Here is a 17,334-nt window from a genome sequence, read left to right as displayed (position 1 = left end):
GAGGGCTAAGGCGGGGTCGCTTTCCTCTGGGGCTTCGGGTGCTTTCCCGCCGCGTTCCGCTCCTCCTGCTGGCTGCGGAGCGACTCCAGCTCCTCACGCAGCGCTTTTAACTCCTGCTCCTGCTTCGCGAGCGATTCCTTGAGCGAGTGCAGGTCCCCCGGCGCGCCGGCCTCGCTCCGGGCGGGTGGCCCCTCGCTGGATGTGGGGGCCGCTTGGTCAGATGCTCCGGCGGCGGCCGGAGGAGCTGGCTGAGGCTGGGACGCGGGCTTGGGTTTTGGCTCCGGCAGGCTCGCCAACCGCTCGTAATCGAGGATGATCGGCGTCAGGTGCGGCTCGCCCAGGACTCCCGGCTCCTGGAAGGACTCCGGTTGGAGGGCCGCCTTGGGGGTGAAGAGGATATCGATGCGGTCCAGGCCGTCCGCATCGGGCAGGCGACGGTTGGGCATATTGATGCTGTCCGGCCGGCTCGGCTTCTGGCGATACTCCGTCAGCGTCAGGTACAGCGAGGGCCGGAAGACGTAGAGCGTGGCGGCCGACGTTTCGAGCGGTGGCTCGTAGGGCGGCGGATCGGACGACCCGACGGCAGCGCCGCCCGTCTCGGACATGGAGAAGAGGCGCCGTGGCCCCCGCGGCGGCTGCGTGACCGTAAAGCGGACGCGCTGGGTCGGCTTGGCCTGGGCCAGTGCCTTGGTCAGCAGGGGGGCCAGCAGCCGCGCTTCTTCGTCCGAGAAGACCCGTTCGAACTGATCGGTGTCGGTAAAAATCGTCTCGAGTGCGGTCTTGCGCCCGGTCACGAGCACGCCCTTGAGGACGCGCTCCAGGAGCGCCGGGCTCAACGTGATCGGATGGGTGGCTTCGAAGGCGTCCGAAGGATGTTCCAGGTACACCGAGACCCGGGGGCTCTCGAAGATGACGGCCTCCGTTCTCGGAGAGGTCGCGCAGCCCGGGAGCAGAGCGGGGAGCAGGAGAATAGCAAGGCCGGTGCGCCAGCCCGCATTTGGCCGTGCCCCTGAGTGTTGGTGAGCCACTCGATCTCCGTTGCTTGTGTGACTCGTCAGGCCGGGCGTAGTGTATCACAGGTTCCTTGAGCTGGAACAGGCCACTGGCTAGGGCCAAGAGAGACCCCTCAATTCAGTGGGCGGCGACTCCCGCAAGAAAACCTCTTGACAGAGCGACCTGTCTGGCTTAAAAACGTGGCGGCTTGACATGAGGCCGAGGGCCGCGGACGACGGAGTCTCCGGCCCAGACCGGCCACCCGTGGGACAACGACGTCCTTTTGGTTCAACTGTTGAACCGGGAGGGCGTTTTTTTATGGCCTGAACCCCTCCCGGGCTGTTCACCCCTGACTTCACCACTTGGGAGGAGGTTGGCTCATGGATACGCAGTATCCCCGGGGACAGAGGCTCCTCGGTCTCATGCCCGCCGCGCTCGCCCTGGCCGCGGCGCCAGCGTTGGCACAGAACGCAGTGGACTCGGGAGGCCCGGCTCGCCTGGTGCAGATTGCGCAGGCCCCGCCCCCCGCATCCCCGCCCTCGCAGGGGGCGGGGAAAGGGGAGGAACCGGCGGAAGAGGCGGCTGGTGCGGGGCGGGCCATCCGGAAGGAAGAGGAAGGTGTGCATCTTTGCCCGGGGTGCCTCGCCACCCTGTACACGGATCAGAGCAAGGGCACGATCACGCCCTACGGGCGCGTCGAGTTGGACGCGATTTACAGCAGCCGGAACACCAACCCGCTGGACCCGGCGCAGTTCAACGGGTACGCGACGGCGGCGGGCAAGAACAGCAATGCGTCCAGCACGCTGAACCCCCGCTACAGCGTGTTCGGCATCCGGGCGGATCGGACCGACGGCAAGCACAACCTGACCGGCGTGGTGGAAATGGACTTCTACGGGGCTAAGGACCTGGCGGGCAACATTCCGCCCCGTCTGCGTCTGGCCTACGTCCGCTACACGCACGGCGAGGCCAGTCTGACCGTCGGCCAGGACTGGACGCCGGTCATGGCCCTGCATCCGGACCTGATTGACTTCTCGATCATGGGGTACGGTGGCAACCTCTGGCAACGGATCCCGCAGATCACGTTGCGCTACCAGTTCAATAAGAATCTGGAGGGCTTGCTGACGGTCATGCGGTTCGAGCGCGGCCTCTATGCGATCTCGGGGCAGCGCCAGGTGCGGCCGGACTTCCGGCCTCCGGGCACCAATGTCGCGCAAGGCGATAACAGCTTAGGGGGATTCGGCGCCTCCAACGATGCGTTCAGCGATCCGATTCAGAATCCCTATTACGGGACCAGGTTGGCCTACAACAAGGACGGGATGCTCTTCGCGGTCAGCGCGGCCTACCGGTGGTACCGGTCCGCGCCCCGGGCCGGGACCAACGCCGCAGCCTTTGGGAGCGGCACCTTCCAGTCCGGCAAGGACGTGAACTCCTACCTGGTCGGGGCCGAGTTTGTCTGGCCGATCACCAAGACGCTGAAGTTCTCGGGCGAGCTGGCCTGGGGGCAGGGCTTGGGCCAGGAGTTCTTCCGGTTTGGGCAGGATCTGAACCTCACGACCGGCAGGCCGATCCGGACCGTCGTGGCCTGGGGGCAGCTCAGCTACGCGCCGGTCAAGGGCTACACCTTCCTGGCCGGCTACGGAGTGGACAGTCCGCTCCACGGCGATCTGGCAGGGAGCACGACCAATCCGGACACCCAGTACCTCTCGAATCAGCGAATGTACGTCACGGCGGTCAAGCAGATCTGGGCCGACTTCTACATGGGCGCGGAGTTCCAGAACCTGTGGACGCAGTGGGCGGGCACCTTCGAGCGATTCTCCGGACAGCAATATAACCTCTCGTTCTGGTACAACTTCTGAGAACTTCCCGGCAGGGAGGGAAAGGAGTGCGCGTGATGGATAAGACGATGGCATCGTCCAAAACGAACGAAGCGGCGGAACCGGCGGCCGCGAGCAGCGAGGGTGTGACGGCGGGTCCGTCGCGGCGGGAATTCCTGGCCGCCAGCGGCAAGGTGGTGGCGGGCGCGGGCATCGCAGCCCTGCTCGGCAACCTGGGGCACTGGGCGCTCTCCTACGCGGCGGACAAGGAGCCGATCAAGATCGGCGTGCTGCATTCGCTGAGCGGGACGATGGCGATCAGCGAGGTGTCGTTGCGGGACGTCGTGCTGATGGCGGTGGAAGAGATCAACGCCAAGGGCGGCGTGCTGGGGCGGAAGATCCAGCCGGTGGTGGTGGACCCGGCCTCGAACTGGGACCTCTTTGCTGAAAAGGCCAAGCAGCTCCTGCTCCAGGACAAGGTCGCTGTCGTGTTCGGCTGCTGGACCTCGGTGAGCCGCAAGTCCGTGCTGCCGGTCTTCGAGAAGCACAACGGGCTGCTCTTCTACCCCGTGCAGTACGAGGGCGAGGAGTGCTCGCACAACGTCTTTTACACCGGGGCGGCGGTGAACCAGCAGGCGGTGCCGGCGGTCGAATACCTCATGAGCAAGGAAGGGGGCGGCTACAAGAAGTTCTACCTGCTGGGCTCCGACTACGTGTACCCCCGGACCACGAACAAGATCCTCCGGGCGATGCTGCTGGCCAAGAAGGTGCCGCCGGCCAACATCATGGAGGAATACACGCCGTTCCATCACCAGGACTACCAGACAATCGTCGGCAAGATCAAAAAGTTCGCGGCCGGCGGGAGCGCCTGCGTGATCAGCACGATCAACGGCGACAGCAACGTGCCCTTCTACAAGGAGTTCGCCAACCAGGGCCTCCGGGCAGAGGATGCGCCGATCATGGCCTTCAGCGTGGCGGAGGATGAGCTGCGCGGCATGGATACGAGCGCGCTGGTCGGCCATCTCACCTGCTGGAACTACTTCCAGAGCATTGACACACCCGAGAACAAGCAGTTCGTGGCCAACTTCAAGGCGTACTGCAAGCGGAACAATCTCCCGGACGGCGACAAGCGCGTCACGGACGATCCGATCGAGGCCGCCTACTACGGAGTGTACGTCTGGAAGCAGGCGGTCGAGAAGGCTGGCAAGACGGACGTGGACGCGGTCCGCAAGGCGGTCTACGGGATGGAGTTCAACGCGCCGGGCGGCAAGAAGAAGATGGACGAGGCTAATCACCACACCTGGAAGCCAGTGCTGATCGGGGAGATCCTCAAGGACGGCCAGTTCAAGATTGTCTGGCGCTCGAAGGGGTTGGTGAAGCCCGAGCCTTGGAGCGAGTACACGAACCCGGACAAAGGCTGCGACTGGGTGAAGCACCAGGGGACGTATCAGAAGAAGAAATAACCGGCGCGGGGCCCGCGGAGCGGCTGCACTGACTGCCCGACGGGCCCCTGCCGCTGCCGGGATCGGCGGCTCTCCGCGCGCCTCGCCGCCAGCCGCGCGTGCTGCACCGGAACCTCTGAACTGAAGGGAACCCCCGCATATGAACGTATTGTGGTGTGCGGTCCTGGCCGGCGCTCTGGCGCTGGCCGCGCCCGCCTGGGCGCAGACGTCGGTGCCGCCGGCCTCCGCCCCGCCGGAGATCGAGCGGGCGCTCGCCGACCTCACGGGGACCGACCAGGCGGCCCAGGAGGCGGCGGTCGCCACGCTGATCCAGCAGGGTGACGCCAGCCTCCTGCCGCGGCTGGAGGAACTGCGGATCAATTCCGAGCGGAGCGTTCGCCTGCTCCTCAAGCCGGTGATTGATCTGCTGAAGAACCGGGCCAACCTGGCAAGCGAGGATGCTGACACGCGCCGGTCGGCCGCCACGGACCTCGGCATGCTCGGCCATCCGGTGGCCGTGCCTTGGCTGGAGGCGGCACTGGCGCGGGAGCCAGACCGCTGGGTCCGGTACACGATTGAGGAGGCTATCAACCTGATCAGGCTCGCGAGCGCGGAGCCGGAGGTGAAGCTCTCCGCCGCCGCCAGGCTCGGGGAGCTCCGGAGCCAGAACGCGCTGCCGGCGCTCAAGGAGCTGGCAAAAGCGCCGCCGCCGGAGTTCGCCGAGGGCGATGTCCAGGCTCGGCAGGCCTACGAGCAGATGGCCCGGATCGCGGCCGTCGCGGCGGGGGCGGTGGAGCGGATCGAAACCTGGAGCAGTTGGGCCAGCGCGATCGAGACAGTCTTCCGGGGCATCAGCCTCAGCTCGATTCTGCTCCTCATGGCGCTGGGGCTGGCGATCGTCTTCGGCCTGATGGGCGTGATCAACATGGCCCACGGCGAGCTGATGATGCTGGGCGCCTATACGACCTTCCTCACGCAGGAGGCGTTTAAGGCCTATCTTCCAGAGGTCGTTTTCGACTATTATTTCTTGGTCGCGATGCCCAGCTCCTTCCTCGTCGCGGGGGTCTTCGGGCTGTTCCTCGAGGCGAGCCTGATCCGGTTCCTGTACGGCCGGCCGTTGGAGACGCTGCTCGCCACCTGGGGCGTGAGCCTCATCATGATCCAGGGGGCACGTGTGATCTTCGGGGACCTCACGGCGGTCGCGTCGCCGAGCTGGCTGAGCGGTGGGGCGCAGGTGCTCGTCGGGGTGCAGCTCCCGTATAACCGGCTGTTCATCATCGCGCTCTCGGTGGTCTGCGTGCTGGGCCTCTACCTCCTGCTCTTTCGGTCGGGCGTCGGCCTGAAGGTCCGTGCGGTCATGCAAAACCGGGAGATGAGCGCCTGCCTGGGAATTCCCACCCGCAAGGTGGACGCCTACACCTTCGCGTTCGGCTCGGGGCTCGCCGGGCTGGCCGGCTGCGCGCTCACGCTGATCGGGAACGTCGAGCCGGGGCTGGGGCAGAACTACATCGTGGATTCCTTCATGGTCGTCGTGACCGGGGGCGTGGGGAAGCTTGCGGGGACCATCGTGGCGGCGCTGGGGATCGGCGGGCTGAACAAGCTGTTGGAGCCCAGCTTCGGCGCGGTGTACGGCAAGGTGCTGATCCTGGTCCTGGTCATCCTGTTCCTGCAGTGGCGGCCGTCCGGGCTGTTCGCGATCAAGGGGCGCCATGCCGAGTCCTGAGACGATCGAGCTTGTGGCCGCCGAGCCGGACGAGGCGGCCGGGCGACGCGCGCGGGCCCTGGCCGACGTGAACGGGCAGGCTAAGGGTGAGGGGCTAGCCTTTGCGCTCGCCGGCGTGCTCCTGCTCGCCGTCGTCCCGCTCCTCAACGTGCTGCCGGCGCCGGATTCCTGGCTGCATGTCTCGGACTTCGCGCTGAACCGCTTCGGGAAGTTTCTCGCGTTCGCGATCCTCGCCCTCGGCCTTGACCTGATCTGGGGTTACACCGGCATCCTCAGCCTGGGCCACGGGGTCTTCTTCGGGTTGGGCGCTTACGCGATCGGCATGCATCTGATGCTGGCGATCGGCACCGAGAGCGTGTACGGGAGCACGCTGCCCGACTTCATGGTCTGGAATCAGGTCAAGGAGCTGCCGCTGTTCTGGAAGCCCTTCTACAGCTTCGGCTTCGCCGCCGTCGCGGCGATCCTGCTGCCCACGCTGTTCGCGCTGCTGTTCGGGTTCCTCGCCTTTCGAAGCCGGATCCGGGGCGTCTATTTTGCCATCATCACCCAGGCGCTCGCGCTCTCGGCCTGGCTGGTCTTCAACCGCAACGAGACCAACCTGGGCGGCACGAACGGGCTCACGGACTTCAAGCAGGTGTTGGGGTTCCGGCTGGCCGATCCCGCGACGCAGCGCAGCCTCTACATCCTCACCGTACTCTGCCTCGGCGGGGCGTACCTGCTCTGCCGGTGGATCACGCGGTCCCGGACAGGCAAGGTGCTGGTCGCGATCCGGGACAGCGAGCAACGGGTGCTGTTCTCGGGGTACGCGCCGGCCAACTACAAGCTGTTCGTGTTCGTCGTCTCGGCCGGCCTCGCAGGCTTGGCGGGCGCCCTTTACGTGCCGCAGGTGGGGATCATCACGCCCGCGCAGATCGGCGTGCTCCCCTCGCTGGAGATGGTCATCTGGGTCGCGGTCGGCGGGCGCGGGACGCTTGCGGGCGCCGTCCTCGGCGCGGTCGGGGTGAACTGGGCGCGGAGCATTCTCACCAACTCGTTCCCGGACCTCTGGCCCTTCTTCCTCGGCGGGCTGTTTATTGCCGTCGTGCTGATCTTTCCGGACGGCTTCATCGGGTTGTTCCGGAAGCTCAGTGCCGCCTGGCCATCGCGCGCGGAGGCGGGGCGGGAGAAGCTGGAGGCGGCTGAGGCTAGGCATCAGGAAGTGCGATAGGGGCAGACGTGACCGAGCCATCCGAGCGCGGCTCCATCATCTACCTCGAAGGCGTCACCGTGGACTTCGAGGGCTTCAAGGCTCTCCGCAATCTGAACTTCTACGTGGACTACTACGAGCTGCGGGTCGTGATCGGACCCAACGGGGCCGGGAAGACCACGCTGCTCGACGTCATCTCCGGCAAGGTCAAGCCGGTCGCCGGCCGGGTGGTTTTCGGCAAGGACACGGACCTGATCCCGCTCCGCGAGCACGAGATCGCCACGCTGGGTATCGGGCGGAAGTTCCAGACGCCGTCCGTGTACTCGAACCTGACGGTCTGGGAGAACCTCGACCTCTCGCTCCGCCGCAGGAGCAAGGGCGTCTTCGCCACGCTGACGTCCCGGCTGACCCCCAGCGAGGTCGAGAAGATCGTCGCGACACTCGAAACCATCGACCTGCTGGACCAGGCGCACAGCCGTGCGGGGGCGCTCTCGCACGGGCAGAAGCAGTGGCTTGAGATCGGGATGGTGCTCCTCCAAGACCCTGCCTTGCTGCTGGTGGACGAGCCGGTGGCGGGGATGACCGACCAGGAGACCGAGAAGACCGGCGAGCTGCTCCTCTCGCTCGCCGATCGCCACTCGATCGTCGTGATCGAGCACGACATGGAGTTCGTTCGGCAGATCGCCCGGACGGTGACAGTGCTGCACGAGGGCACCGTGCTCTGCGAGGGGCCGGTCGAGAAGGTCCAGGCCGACCCGCGCGTGGTGGAGATCTACCTCGGGCGCCAGCGGGAACGAGAAGCGGATGCTGCGGCTCGATAACCTCAACGTCTACTACGGCGAGAGCCACATCCTGCGGAACGTCTCGTTCGAGGTCGGAGCTGACCAGGTCGTCTGCCTGATGGGACGCAACGGGGTGGGCAAGACCACCCTGCTCAAGACGATTATGGGGCTGCTCCGGTCCAAGACCGGGCGGATCCTCTTCAACGGCGCGGACGTCTCCCATGAGCCGCCGGACCGCCGGGTACGCCGCGGCCTCGCCTACGTGCCCCAGGGCCGGGAGATCTTCCCGCACCTGACTGTGCGGGAGAACCTCCGGATCGGGCTCGAGGCCAGGGGAATGCCCGTGACGCTCGCGCTGGAGCGGGAAGCCTACGAGGAGGTCTTCGCGCTGTTTCCCAAGCTGACGGTGCTGTTGGAGCGGCCCGGAGGCGTGCTGAGCGGTGGCGAGCAGCAGCAGCTCGCGATCGCGCGGGCGCTCCTCGCCAAGCCGAAGCTGTTGCTTCTCGACGAGCCGACCGAGGGCATCCAGCCCTCGATCGTGGACCAGATCGAGCGGGTGATCGAGGGGTTCAAGGCTGAGCGGCGGTTCGCAATCCTGCTGGTCGAGCAGTACATGGAGTTCGCGGCGCGGCTGGCGGATACGTACGTGATCATGGCGAAGGGGGCGGTGGTGGCGTCGGGGAAGACGACGGAGCTGACCGAGGAACAGGTGAGGCAGCACCTGGTGGTGTGAGCGGGCGAGCGGGGTCGGGTGACGAATGGCGGGCGCGGCTGACGAAGGACGGTCGCGCTCGGGTCCGCCTGATGCGTTGGCAGGGAGCTGCTGGTTCAAACCCTCCTGGTTGGCCGCTTCGCCTCTGCGGACTCTCGGAACGGCGAATCGGTGCGTATCGGGCTTGCCGTGTCGCACACTCGCCATGGTGAAGGCCGCGACCGGCCGCCCTTCCAGCCCTGCCGGTCGCAGCTTCCTGTGGGGGGAGGAAGGGTGGGAGGGGTGAGAAGGGTGGGAAGTGGGAGGCTACCGGGGGAGTTCCCTCGGGGGCTCGACGACCCAGCCTTCCCCGTTGAGCGCCTTCATGTATTCGACCAGGTCCTTCTTCTCCTGCTCCATGAGATGGAGCGGCAACATCAGGTTCGAGAGGTGCGGGTTCTGGATCCCGCCCCGGTCATAGAACTCGACGACTTCCTCGAGCGTGGCGAACCGGCCGTCGTGCATGTACGGCGCGGTGCGCGCGATCTCCCGGACCGTGGGGGTCTTGAATGCGCCAATGTCCTCGGGATCGCCGGACACCTGGTAGCGGCCGAGGTTGATTTCCTGCTTGTCCCAGTCAATGCCGAGGTTATGGTACTGCTCGTCGGTGAAATTGAATCCCGAGTGGCAACGGGCGCAGCGGGCCTTGCCCTGGAACAGGTCGCGGCCGCGCTTGGCCGACTCGGAGACGGCCGTCTCGTCGCCTCCGTAGTCGTACCGGTCGGCCGGGCTGTTCCCGGAGAGAATCGTGCGCTCGAAGGCGGCGATGGCCTTCGCGATGCCGTCAATTGTCACGTCGGTTCCGAAGACCTTCCGGAACCGTTCCCGATAGCCCTTGATGGCGTTCAGCTTCTGCACCTCGGCGTCGTAGGAGGGCATACCCATCCGGACCGGCTTGGTGAGGGGGTTCTTGGCCTGGGCCTCCAGGCTCGAGGCCTTTCCGTGCCAGAGCTGCTCCTTGCTGTACAGGCGGTTGATAATGGTCTGCGTGTTCCGGGTCGCGAGCTGGTGGTGGATGCCGACCCCGACCTGCTGCCCGTCCGTCCAGGCCAATTGAGGGATGTGACAGCTCGCGCACGAGATCGTATTGTCCGCGGAGAGCCGGGGGTCGAAAAACAGGAGCTTCCCCAACTCCACTTTCTCCACCGTGAGCGGGTTGTCCGCCGGCAGGTAGGATGCCGGGTCCTCGAGCCCCAGCGGCACGACCAGCTTGTAGGGCGTGCCGGGCAGCGGGGCGGCCGGTGCGGCCCGCTGGGCCATGTCCGCGTCCATCTCAACGGGCAGGGCCAGGCAGAGCCCCAGGATACAAAGCGGGATGCGCACGACACGGTCGCCGCGCTGGCGCGTCTTCATGGACCGGTCTTCCGTTGCGGGTGAGTCAAGGCGCCCATCAAGTCAGGCACCAGGGTAGAAACTGCGGGACGAAAATTCAAGGGCGAACAGTCGGGGTGACTGGCGGAGTCCGTTTGAACAGCGGTTCGAGCTGTGATAGGCTGCTGCCCGCTTCGCTGTGGGCCTGGAACGTAAAGAGTGACGTATGCATCTGACGCCGAGAGAGCAGGAGAAGCTGTTGATCTACGTGGCAGCGCAGCTTGCCAAGGACCGGAAGGCGCGCGGGCTCAGGCTGAACTACCCCGAGACGGTGGCCTATCTGACCGCGGCGATCCTGGAGGGGATCCGAGACGGCCGCAGCGTCGCCGACCTGATGAGCTACGGCGCAACGCTGCTCACCCGCCAAGACGTGATGCCGGGTGTCCCGGAGATGCTGCCGGAGCTACAGGTCGAGGGCACCTTCCCGGACGGCACCAAGCTGGTCACGGTGCACCAGCCGATCCGGTAGGCGGGAGAGGGAGGCCATGGGGATGAAGACGAATCGGCGCAAACCTGCCAGAGCCACGGCGAAACCGAAGTCCGCCGTGAAGCAAGCGAAGCCCGCGCGCTCGAAGGCTGGCGCGGTCCGCGCCAAGCCGCGCGCCGCCGCGCCGGTCGCCGAGGTCGTCCCCGGGGAGGTCATCTTGGGGGAAGGCGCGATCGAGGCGCTCAAGGGCCGCAGGACGGTGGAGCTGACCGTGGCCAACACCGGCGACCGGCCGATCCAGGTCGGCTCCCATTGCCATTTCTTCGAGGTCAATCGCGCGCTGCGCTTTGACCGGGAAAAGGCCTTCGGCTTCCGGCTCCAGGTGCCGGCTGGGACAGCGGTCCGGTTCGAGCCGGGGGAGGAGAAGCGTGTCACCCTGGTTGCCTTCGGCGGCAACCGGGTGGTCTACGGGATCAACGGCCTGGTGAACGGCCGGCTGGACGATCCGGAAATCCGTGCCAGGGCCCTTAAGCGAGCTAAAGAACTCAGATTTATTTAGACAAGATAGCAGTCATACTTCGTGTAATTCATGAAATTCTAGTCTTCCGGGAGAGGCCCGACAATGAAAATCCCGCGCCGTCAGTACGCCGATCTCTACGGCCCAACCGCCGGCGACCGGGTCCGTCTCGCTGACACCGAGCTGCTCATCGAGATCGAGCGCGACCTCACGACCCCGGGCGAAGAGGCGAAGTTCGGCGGTGGCAAGGTGATCCGCGACGGGATGGGCCAGTCGCCGGCCGCGACCCGCGCGCGGGGTGCCCTCGACACGGTCATCACGAACGCGATCATCCTGGATTACTGGGGCGTCGTGAAGGCCGACATCGGGATCCGGGACGGGCGCATCGCCGGGATCGGCAAAGCCGGCAACCCCGACCTGATGGAGGGGATCACGCCGGGGATGGAGGTCGGCCCCGGCACCGAGGTCATCTCGGCCGAAGGCAAGATCGTCACCGCCGGCGGGATCGACACCCACATCCATTTCATCTGCCCGCAGATCATCATCGAGGGCCTGGCGGCCGGGCTGACCACGTTGATCGGCGGCGGGACCGGCCCGGCCACGGGGACGAACGCGACGACCTGCACACCGGGCGCCTGGAACATCCACCGCATGCTGGAAGCGGCCGAGGGCTTCCCGATCAACCTCGGCTTCCTGGGCAAGGGGAACGCAGCGCTGCCGGAGGCGCTGGCCGAGCAGGTGGAGGCGGGCGCCCTCGGGCTCAAGCTCCACGAGGACTGGGGCACGACGCCGGCGGCGATCTCCACCTGCCTCGACGTCGCCGAGCGCTACGACGTCCAGGTCGCCATCCACACCGATACCTTGAACGAGGCCGGCTTCGTGGAGGACAGCATCAAGGCTTTCGCGGGACGGACGATCCACTCCTTCCACACCGAGGGCGCAGGGGGCGGCCACGCGCCGGACATCATCAAGGTTTGCGGCGAGCCCAACGTGCTCCCGTCCTCGACGAATCCGACGATGCCCTTCACCGTGAATACGATGGACGAGCACTTGGACATGCTGATGGTCTGCCACCACCTGAACCCACGGGTGCCCGAGGACATCGCCTTTGCGGAATCCCGGATCCGGCGGGAGACCATCGCGGCCGAGGATATCCTGCACGACATGGGGGCGATCAGCATCATGTCCTCCGACTCCCAGGCGATGGGGCGGGTCGGGGAGGTGATCCTCCGCACCTGGCAGACGGCGCACAAGATGAAGCTCCAGCGCGGGCACCTGGACGACGGGAAGAAATCCGGGAGCCGGATGCACGATAATTTCCGGGCGCGGCGCTACGTGGCCAAGTACACGATCAACCCGGCCATCGCGCACGGGCTGGCGCACGAGATCGGGTCGGTAGAGGTGGGGAAGTTGGCGGACCTGGTGATCTGGAGGCCGGCGTTCTTCGGCGTCAAGCCGGACTTGGTCGTGAAGGGCGGCTTCGTGATGGAGGCGGCGATGGGAGACCCGAACGCCTCGATCCCGACGCCGCAGCCGCTCCTCAGCCGGCCGATGTTCGGGAGCTTCGGCCGCGCGCCCTTTACCTGCAGCGTGACCTTCGTCTCCCGGGCCGCGCTGGACCGGGAGGTGCCGCGGCAGCTCGGCCTCCAGAAGCGCGTCGTCGCGGTGCAGCGTTGCCGCGGGATCGGCAAGCGCGACCTCAAGCTGAACGACGCGCTGCCGCGGATCGAAGTGGACCCCGAGACCTACGAGGTGCGCGCGGACGGCGTGCGGCTCGTCTGCGAGCCGATGGCACGGTTGCCGATGGCGCAGCGGTATTTTCTGTTTTAGGCCGTACGGTCTTCATCTTTTCATGCACGGGCACCATCACCACGAGGGCGGTGGGCCGACCCGGGCGCGGGCCAAGGGCATCCCCGTGGTCGGCGTCGGTGGACCGGTCGGATCCGGCAAGACCGCGCTCGTGGAGGCACTCTGTCGCCGGCTGTGTAAACGGTGGAGCCTGGCCGTGGTCACGAACGACATCTTCACCAAGGAGGATGCCGAGTTCCTGACCCGGCGGGGTGTGCTCCCGCCGGAGCGGATTCTCGGCGTTGAGACCGGCGGCTGCCCCCACACGGCGATCCGCGAGGACGCCTCGCACAATCAGGAGGCGATTGACGAGCTGGTGCGCCGCGTCCCGGACGTCGAGCTGATCTTCGTCGAGAGCGGCGGCGACAACTTAGCCGCGACGTTCAGCCCGGAGTTGGCGGACCGGGTCGTCTACGTGATTGACGTGGCCGCCGGGGACAAGATTCCGCGCAAGGGCGGGCCGGGGGTCACGCGGTCCGACCTCCTGGTCATCAACAAGATTGACCTGGCTCCGCACGTCGGCGCCAATCTCGCGGTGATGGAGCGGGACAGCCGCGCCATGCGGGGCGACCGGCCGTTCGTGTTCACCAACCTGCTGTCCGGGGAAGGCCTTGATACCGTGGTGGCCTGGGTGGAGCAGCTTCTGAAGGACACATCCACCCGATGATGCCGATCATCTCGATGGCGTCGAGCCGTGCCGGTCGTGCCCTCGCGCTCCTGCCTCTCCTGGTCTTCTTGGCCGGTTGCGCCGGCCCGATCGGACCGGCGCACTGCGACCCGGCCCGAGCCGCGCACGAGGCGCAGGAGGATCGGGCGCTGAAGGCCCGCATGGAAATTGACGAACCCCAGGCGGACAAGGGTCCCTCACCGGACGGCATCGCGGCGATCGCCCTTATGGAGAAGAAGATCCTCGATGAGCGTGCCTGCCGGCAGGCGATAGACCCTGTCACGAAGCCGGAGATGACTCAACCCTGCTAGGTTCAACAGACGTCCGGCCCCCTCCCCGGCGGTGGGAGCAGCCTCCACTCCTGCAGGAAATCCTTACACGATCCTGACCGCCCGAGTGATCTTCTGAGGGAAGGCTCGGCACGACCCCTCCCTTACATCCCCGCGAGGTAGCGCAACTTCCGGTTCAGTGAATGAAGGCATAGTGCTTGCACGACTTTTCCTTGCGGAATCTGGACACATCCCCCTCGGCGGGAGGGGGACCGGAAGGGAGGTAAGCGCATGAAGGGGCTCAGCGCGATGCTCTGCCTGGTCTTGACGGTGTCGCTGACGGGCTGCGCCGGGATGACCGACGAGCAGCAGCGGATGCTCTCCGGCGGCGCGATCGGCGCCGGGGGCGGCGCCGTGCTCGCGGCGGCGGCCGGCGGGAGCGTGCTGCTCGGGGCCGCGCTCGGCGGTGCAGCCGGCGTCGTGGGCGGCGCGATCATGAACCAGCAGCAGAAGGACAAGGCCAACGGTGGGACCGCCACGACGGAGAAGACCGCAGCGAGCAAGCCTGCCGCGAAATCGAGCAAGAAGAGCAAGGAGAAGAACGGGGATAGCAAGTCATAGGGGTCTGCCCGGCATTTGTCGGGATCGCAGGATCAGGGATTTCCTCGTTTGTCACTGGGGTATCTACCTGATGGTCTTAGGGGTGCGCTGAAAAAGTACTGGTGACGTGAGCGGTTCTAGGCAAACTGGGACAGCCGGAGCAAAGGAGGGAGAGACATGAGAGGCAACAGGCTTCTGTCTGCGATCCTGGGTGGGCTGGCTTTTGTCTTGGCGTCACACACGTCCCTGTGGGCCCAAGCTGATCAAGACGAAGGGCGTCTGCAAACCACCCGTGCGGCCATTGACAGCGAGGCCGCGTCGAAAAACTCGGCCAACCGGGTGCAGGCTCTGTCGCAGCGGTTCAACGTGCCTGCGAGTCAGATCGAAACCATGCAAGGCCAAAAGCAGGGCTGGGGTGAAATTACCATTCAGCTCGCCATGGCGCAGCATCTGACCAAGACCGATCCGACCACCTATCCGACCATGACCGACGCGCTCACGAAGATCCAGTCCATGCGCAACGAGAACATGGGGTGGGGAAGGATCGCCAAAGAGCTTGGCTTCAAGCTGGGGCCGGTGGTCGCCGACGTCCAGCAGGCCCGGCAGCAGCTCGTGGCCGGTGAGGTCCGCCAAGAGCGGACCGGGCAAGTCGCTCGGCCTGAGCGCGTGGAACGGCCAGACCGCCCGATGCGGCCGGAGCGTCCGGAGCGCCCCGAGCGACCGATGAAACCCGAGCGCCCGCTCAACCGCTAGCCGTCGGCGAGTGGCGCCCAACAGGGACGTCCGGGCACCCGTCTCCCTGCGGTTAGAACACCCTCCGGCTCCGCCGCCAAGCCGAACGACGGAGAAGGCCCGCGGAAGCAGGGCGGACATTGCCGCTCGAGGGGTTTACTATGTCCGGAACGGGTGTAAGAAACCGACAGGGATCGGTAAGTAGTTCTCGGCCAGCAGGGCTCGTCAGAAAAACCAGCCTCAGGCAAGAGGCTCTGTCAGCCAAGCGTGGCAGGCTCCTTGCTGCACTCAGGTGGAGGCGAAACGAACAGGGCCATGACCAGCCGGGCAGGCCTAGCGAGGTGGGGGCTCAGCGTCCTATGTCTGGGACTCTTGTCCTGTACCCCGTGGCAGGCAGCGTATCTCGAAAAGGCCGTCAACAGGGCCACCGAGGTCGAGGTGACGGAGCAACTAGGGAGCCCCCACACCAAGCGGGCCCTCAGCGCCGGCGGAAGCGAATGGGAGTACCGTTATCAGAGCAGCCCGGTCGGGCCATTCGGAGGGCTCGACACGGGGGACGGCCAGTGCCGGGCCTACGTGCTGAGATTCGACGACCACCATGTCCTGCGAAGCTGGACACGGCAGGTGTGCTAGGCCCTGGCCGAGTTCACATGGCGGGACGTTCCTGTGGATGGTGACCGTGATCACCACGATTCAGGTAGCGGCACGATCTCCGCGCCGACAGGCGTACCGCTTCGCCGTGCTGCTGGTTTTGCTGCTCGCGTCGGCACCCGGGCCGTCTTGGAGCGCCGATCAGCCCCCGAACTGGCAAGTGGGCCTCGCGGGCTACTATTCCTCGGGAACGTACGGCACCGGCTCCCGAACGGACATCACGGCGGTTCCCCTCTCCATCCGCCGCTTGTTCGATAACGGCGATGTGACGTTAATCGTCTCGTACCTGTGGGTGACGGGCGATTGCAACGTGACGCTCTTGAGCGGCGTGCCCAACGCCACGGGAGGGACCTGCCCCACGAGAACCGTCGTCCGAGGCGGGAAGGTTGTGCAGGAACGGACCACGGCGACCCGCGTCACCCAGAGCGGCATCGGGGATACCCTGCTCCAGGGCCGGTACTATCTCCTCGATGAGAAGGGGCTGCTGCCCACGGTCGCCGTGCTCGGCCGGGTGAAGTTCCCTACCGCCGACCCGGACAAGGGGCTGGGCACAGGGGAATTCGACGAGAAATTCGGGCTCCAGGTGTCCAAGACGCTGCCTGAGAGGTGGATCACGTTCGCAGATGTCGGCTACACCTTTATCGGTTCTCCCCCCGGAGTTGAGCTGAAGAATCAATGGAACTACGACCTCGGCCTTGGCTACTACTTCACCCCCAACCTGCTCGGAAGCGTCTACTACGAGTATTGGTCGGCCGTCCTCGCAGGACTCCAGGACCCGCAGGACATCTATTTTGACCTGAGCTACAAACTCGGGCAGACGGTCCGGCTCAATGCGGGCTTCCTGGTCGGACTCTCCGCTGGCGCCCCGGATTACGGGCTGACGGGTGGCCTTGCCATCCGGTTTTGAGGCGAGGCGTCGCAGTTCCGTTTGAGATGGCGCGCCCGGAGGGACTTGAACCCCCAACCCTCAGATCCGTAGTCTGATGCTCTATCCATTGAGCTACGGGCGCGTGGCCGGTCGTCTGCGGCGGGACAGAGGTGTCGGGCACGTTATACAGGGCCAGGTGAGGGACGGTCAAGTCAGGGTGGACCTGAACAGATTTGCGCCTTGCGCGTGCCTGCGGGACCGGGCATACTGGCCACCATGAGCCAGTCTCCCATGAACCGCCTGGCCCCGGTCTTGGCCTTGGCGTTGCTCCTTCCGGCTGTCGGCTCCGCCCAGACTGGCGGCGTCCAGGCCGGCGTGCGGAGCGGCGCGGGAAGCACGCAGGCCTACCCGGGCGGCTTCCGCGCCCAGCGGGATAACGGCGGCAACTCCGGGATTCTCTATCGCGCCCCCGGCTGTGGCTTTCACGACTACCAGTACTTTCCTCCGGTTTCCGCCCGCGCGCCGATCGTGCCCAGCCCGCCGTTACCGGGCCCAGCGGCTCCGGCCGCTCCGCCGGCTGTCCCGACGCCGTCCGCACCAGCCATCGAAACGATCATCACCCAGACCCCCGGCCTGCTTCCCCAGCTTCAACTGGAACGCTGACCTTCCACCGCCCCCGCCCGGCCGCGCTCG

18 protein-coding genes and 1 tRNA gene are annotated in these 17,334 nt (G+C 66.2%); 16 read left to right on the top strand and 3 right to left on the bottom strand.

What is annotated here, in order from left to right:
- Positions 1-5 precede the first annotated feature (5 nt).
- A complete protein-coding gene (locus tag ACWHYQ_RS13190) occupies positions 6-1,028 on the bottom strand; it encodes a hypothetical protein (protein ID WP_447972581.1) in 1,023 nt (340 codons plus the stop codon).
- Positions 1,029-1,373: 345 nt separating this feature from the next.
- Between ACWHYQ_RS13190 and ACWHYQ_RS13185 the strand changes: the two genes are divergently transcribed.
- The 6 genes from ACWHYQ_RS13185 (at position 1,374) to urtE (ending at position 8,673) form a co-directional block, all read left to right on the top strand.
- Positions 1,374-2,849, top strand: a complete 1,476-nt coding sequence (locus tag ACWHYQ_RS13185; protein ID WP_447972580.1) for a hypothetical protein — start codon at positions 1,374-1,376, stop codon at positions 2,847-2,849.
- A 35-nt stretch (positions 2,850-2,884) separates the two neighbouring features.
- Positions 2,885-4,270, top strand: coding sequence for an urea ABC transporter substrate-binding protein (gene urtA / locus ACWHYQ_RS13180; protein ID WP_447972579.1), 1,386 nt, complete (start codon positions 2,885-2,887; stop codon positions 4,268-4,270).
- Positions 4,271-4,409: 139 nt separating this feature from the next.
- Entirely contained in the window at positions 4,410-5,972 is a 1,563-nt protein-coding gene (gene urtB / locus ACWHYQ_RS13175) for an urea ABC transporter permease subunit UrtB (RefSeq protein ID WP_447972578.1), read from the top strand.
- Positions 5,959-7,179 carry an urea ABC transporter permease subunit UrtC gene (gene urtC / locus ACWHYQ_RS13170; RefSeq protein WP_447972577.1) on the top strand — a complete coding sequence of 407 codons (1,221 nt, stop codon included), beginning with the start codon at positions 5,959-5,961 and terminating at the stop codon, positions 7,177-7,179. Before urtB ends, urtC begins: the two co-directional genes overlap by 14 nt.
- A gap of 8 nt (positions 7,180-7,187) precedes the next feature.
- A complete protein-coding gene (gene urtD, locus ACWHYQ_RS13165; RefSeq protein ID WP_447972576.1) occupies positions 7,188-7,979 on the top strand; it encodes an urea ABC transporter ATP-binding protein UrtD in 792 nt (263 codons plus the stop codon).
- A complete protein-coding gene (urtE, locus tag ACWHYQ_RS13160) occupies positions 7,963-8,673 on the top strand; it encodes an urea ABC transporter ATP-binding subunit UrtE (protein ID WP_447972575.1) in 711 nt (236 codons plus the stop codon). The genes urtD and urtE overlap by 17 nt, the downstream gene beginning before the upstream one ends.
- A 285-nt stretch (positions 8,674-8,958) precedes the next feature.
- On the opposite strand, the gene ACWHYQ_RS13155 is transcribed toward urtE, so the two are convergent.
- Positions 8,959-10,044, bottom strand: coding sequence for a cytochrome-c peroxidase (locus ACWHYQ_RS13155; RefSeq protein ID WP_447972574.1), 1,086 nt, complete (start codon positions 10,042-10,044; stop codon positions 8,959-8,961).
- 184 nt (positions 10,045-10,228) lie between these two features.
- On the opposite strand from ACWHYQ_RS13155, the gene ureA reads away from it, so the two are divergent.
- The 9 genes from ureA (at position 10,229) to ACWHYQ_RS13110 (ending at position 16,680) form a co-directional block, all read left to right on the top strand.
- Positions 10,229-10,531, top strand: coding sequence for an urease subunit gamma (gene ureA / locus ACWHYQ_RS13150; RefSeq protein WP_447972573.1), 303 nt, complete (start codon positions 10,229-10,231; stop codon positions 10,529-10,531).
- A gap of 22 nt (positions 10,532-10,553) precedes the next feature.
- Positions 10,554-11,048: an urease subunit beta gene (gene ureB, locus ACWHYQ_RS13145; RefSeq protein ID WP_447972572.1), complete on the top strand. Its 495-nt coding sequence runs from the start codon at positions 10,554-10,556 to the stop codon at positions 11,046-11,048.
- Positions 11,049-11,111: 63 nt separating this feature from the next.
- The gene (locus tag ACWHYQ_RS13140) at positions 11,112-12,836 is read left to right on the top strand and encodes an urease subunit alpha (protein ID WP_447972571.1); all 1,725 of its coding nucleotides are present in this window, start codon (positions 11,112-11,114) and stop codon (positions 12,834-12,836) included.
- 22 nt (positions 12,837-12,858) lie between these two features.
- The gene (gene ureG, locus ACWHYQ_RS13135; RefSeq protein ID WP_447972570.1) at positions 12,859-13,521 is read left to right on the top strand and encodes an urease accessory protein UreG; all 663 of its coding nucleotides are present in this window, start codon (positions 12,859-12,861) and stop codon (positions 13,519-13,521) included.
- Positions 13,518-13,832, top strand: coding sequence for a hypothetical protein (locus ACWHYQ_RS13130; protein ID WP_447972569.1), 315 nt, complete (start codon positions 13,518-13,520; stop codon positions 13,830-13,832). The genes ureG and ACWHYQ_RS13130 overlap by 4 nt, the downstream gene beginning before the upstream one ends.
- Before the next feature lie 249 nt (positions 13,833-14,081).
- Entirely contained in the window at positions 14,082-14,411 is a 330-nt protein-coding gene (locus tag ACWHYQ_RS13125; protein ID WP_447972568.1) for a hypothetical protein, read from the top strand.
- Between the two features lie 156 nt (positions 14,412-14,567).
- Positions 14,568-15,143, top strand: a complete 576-nt coding sequence (locus ACWHYQ_RS13120) for a hypothetical protein (protein ID WP_447972567.1) — start codon at positions 14,568-14,570, stop codon at positions 15,141-15,143.
- A gap of 417 nt (positions 15,144-15,560) precedes the next feature.
- Positions 15,561-15,755 (top strand): hypothetical protein, encoded by a 195-nt coding sequence (locus ACWHYQ_RS13115; protein WP_447972566.1) that lies wholly within the window; start codon positions 15,561-15,563, stop codon positions 15,753-15,755.
- A gap of 37 nt (positions 15,756-15,792) precedes the next feature.
- A complete protein-coding gene (locus ACWHYQ_RS13110) occupies positions 15,793-16,680 on the top strand; it encodes a transporter (RefSeq protein ID WP_447972565.1) in 888 nt (295 codons plus the stop codon).
- A gap of 27 nt (positions 16,681-16,707) precedes the next feature.
- On the opposite strand, the gene ACWHYQ_RS13105 is transcribed toward ACWHYQ_RS13110, so the two are convergent.
- Positions 16,708-16,783: transfer RNA gene (locus tag ACWHYQ_RS13105), tRNA-Arg, on the bottom strand.
- Between the two features lie 149 nt (positions 16,784-16,932).
- Between ACWHYQ_RS13105 and ACWHYQ_RS13100 the strand changes: the two genes are divergently transcribed.
- Positions 16,933-17,304, top strand: a complete 372-nt coding sequence (locus tag ACWHYQ_RS13100) for a hypothetical protein (protein ID WP_447972564.1) — start codon at positions 16,933-16,935, stop codon at positions 17,302-17,304.
- Positions 17,305-17,334 lie beyond the last annotated feature (30 nt).

The organism is Nitrospira sp. Kam-Ns4a (assembly GCF_965152595.1).
The sequence above is the reverse complement of the archived record's forward strand: the minus strand, read 5'-3'. Positions and strand labels throughout refer to the sequence as shown.

What these genes read in the sequence shown, in the direction of transcription:
- ACWHYQ_RS13185 (WP_447972580.1), top strand. Translation starts at nt 1,374, where the DNA reads ATGGATACGCAGTATCCCCGGGGACAGAGGCTCCTCGGTCTCATGCCC.
- urtA (WP_447972579.1), top strand. Translation starts at nt 2,885, where the DNA reads ATGGATAAGACGATGGCATCGTCCAAAACGAACGAAGCGGCGGAACCG.
- urtB (WP_447972578.1), top strand. Translation starts at nt 4,410, where the DNA reads ATGAACGTATTGTGGTGTGCGGTCCTGGCCGGCGCTCTGGCGCTGGCC.
- urtC (WP_447972577.1), top strand. Translation starts at nt 5,959, where the DNA reads ATGCCGAGTCCTGAGACGATCGAGCTTGTGGCCGCCGAGCCGGACGAG.
- urtE (WP_447972575.1), top strand. Translation starts at nt 7,963, where the DNA reads ATGCTGCGGCTCGATAACCTCAACGTCTACTACGGCGAGAGCCACATC.
- ACWHYQ_RS13155 (WP_447972574.1), bottom strand. Translation starts at nt 10,044, where the DNA reads ATGAAGACGCGCCAGCGCGGCGACCGTGTCGTGCGCATCCCGCTTTGT.
- ureA (WP_447972573.1), top strand. Translation starts at nt 10,229, where the DNA reads ATGCATCTGACGCCGAGAGAGCAGGAGAAGCTGTTGATCTACGTGGCA.
- ureB (WP_447972572.1), top strand. Translation starts at nt 10,554, where the DNA reads ATGAAGACGAATCGGCGCAAACCTGCCAGAGCCACGGCGAAACCGAAG.
- ACWHYQ_RS13140 (WP_447972571.1), top strand. Translation starts at nt 11,112, where the DNA reads ATGAAAATCCCGCGCCGTCAGTACGCCGATCTCTACGGCCCAACCGCC.
- ureG (WP_447972570.1), top strand. Translation starts at nt 12,859, where the DNA reads ATGCACGGGCACCATCACCACGAGGGCGGTGGGCCGACCCGGGCGCGG.
- ACWHYQ_RS13130 (WP_447972569.1), top strand. Translation starts at nt 13,518, where the DNA reads ATGATGCCGATCATCTCGATGGCGTCGAGCCGTGCCGGTCGTGCCCTC.
- ACWHYQ_RS13125 (WP_447972568.1), top strand. Translation starts at nt 14,082, where the DNA reads ATGAAGGGGCTCAGCGCGATGCTCTGCCTGGTCTTGACGGTGTCGCTG.
- ACWHYQ_RS13120 (WP_447972567.1), top strand. Translation starts at nt 14,568, where the DNA reads ATGAGAGGCAACAGGCTTCTGTCTGCGATCCTGGGTGGGCTGGCTTTT.
- ACWHYQ_RS13110 (WP_447972565.1), top strand. Translation starts at nt 15,793, where the DNA reads ATGGTGACCGTGATCACCACGATTCAGGTAGCGGCACGATCTCCGCGC.
- ACWHYQ_RS13100 (WP_447972564.1), top strand. Translation starts at nt 16,933, where the DNA reads ATGAACCGCCTGGCCCCGGTCTTGGCCTTGGCGTTGCTCCTTCCGGCT.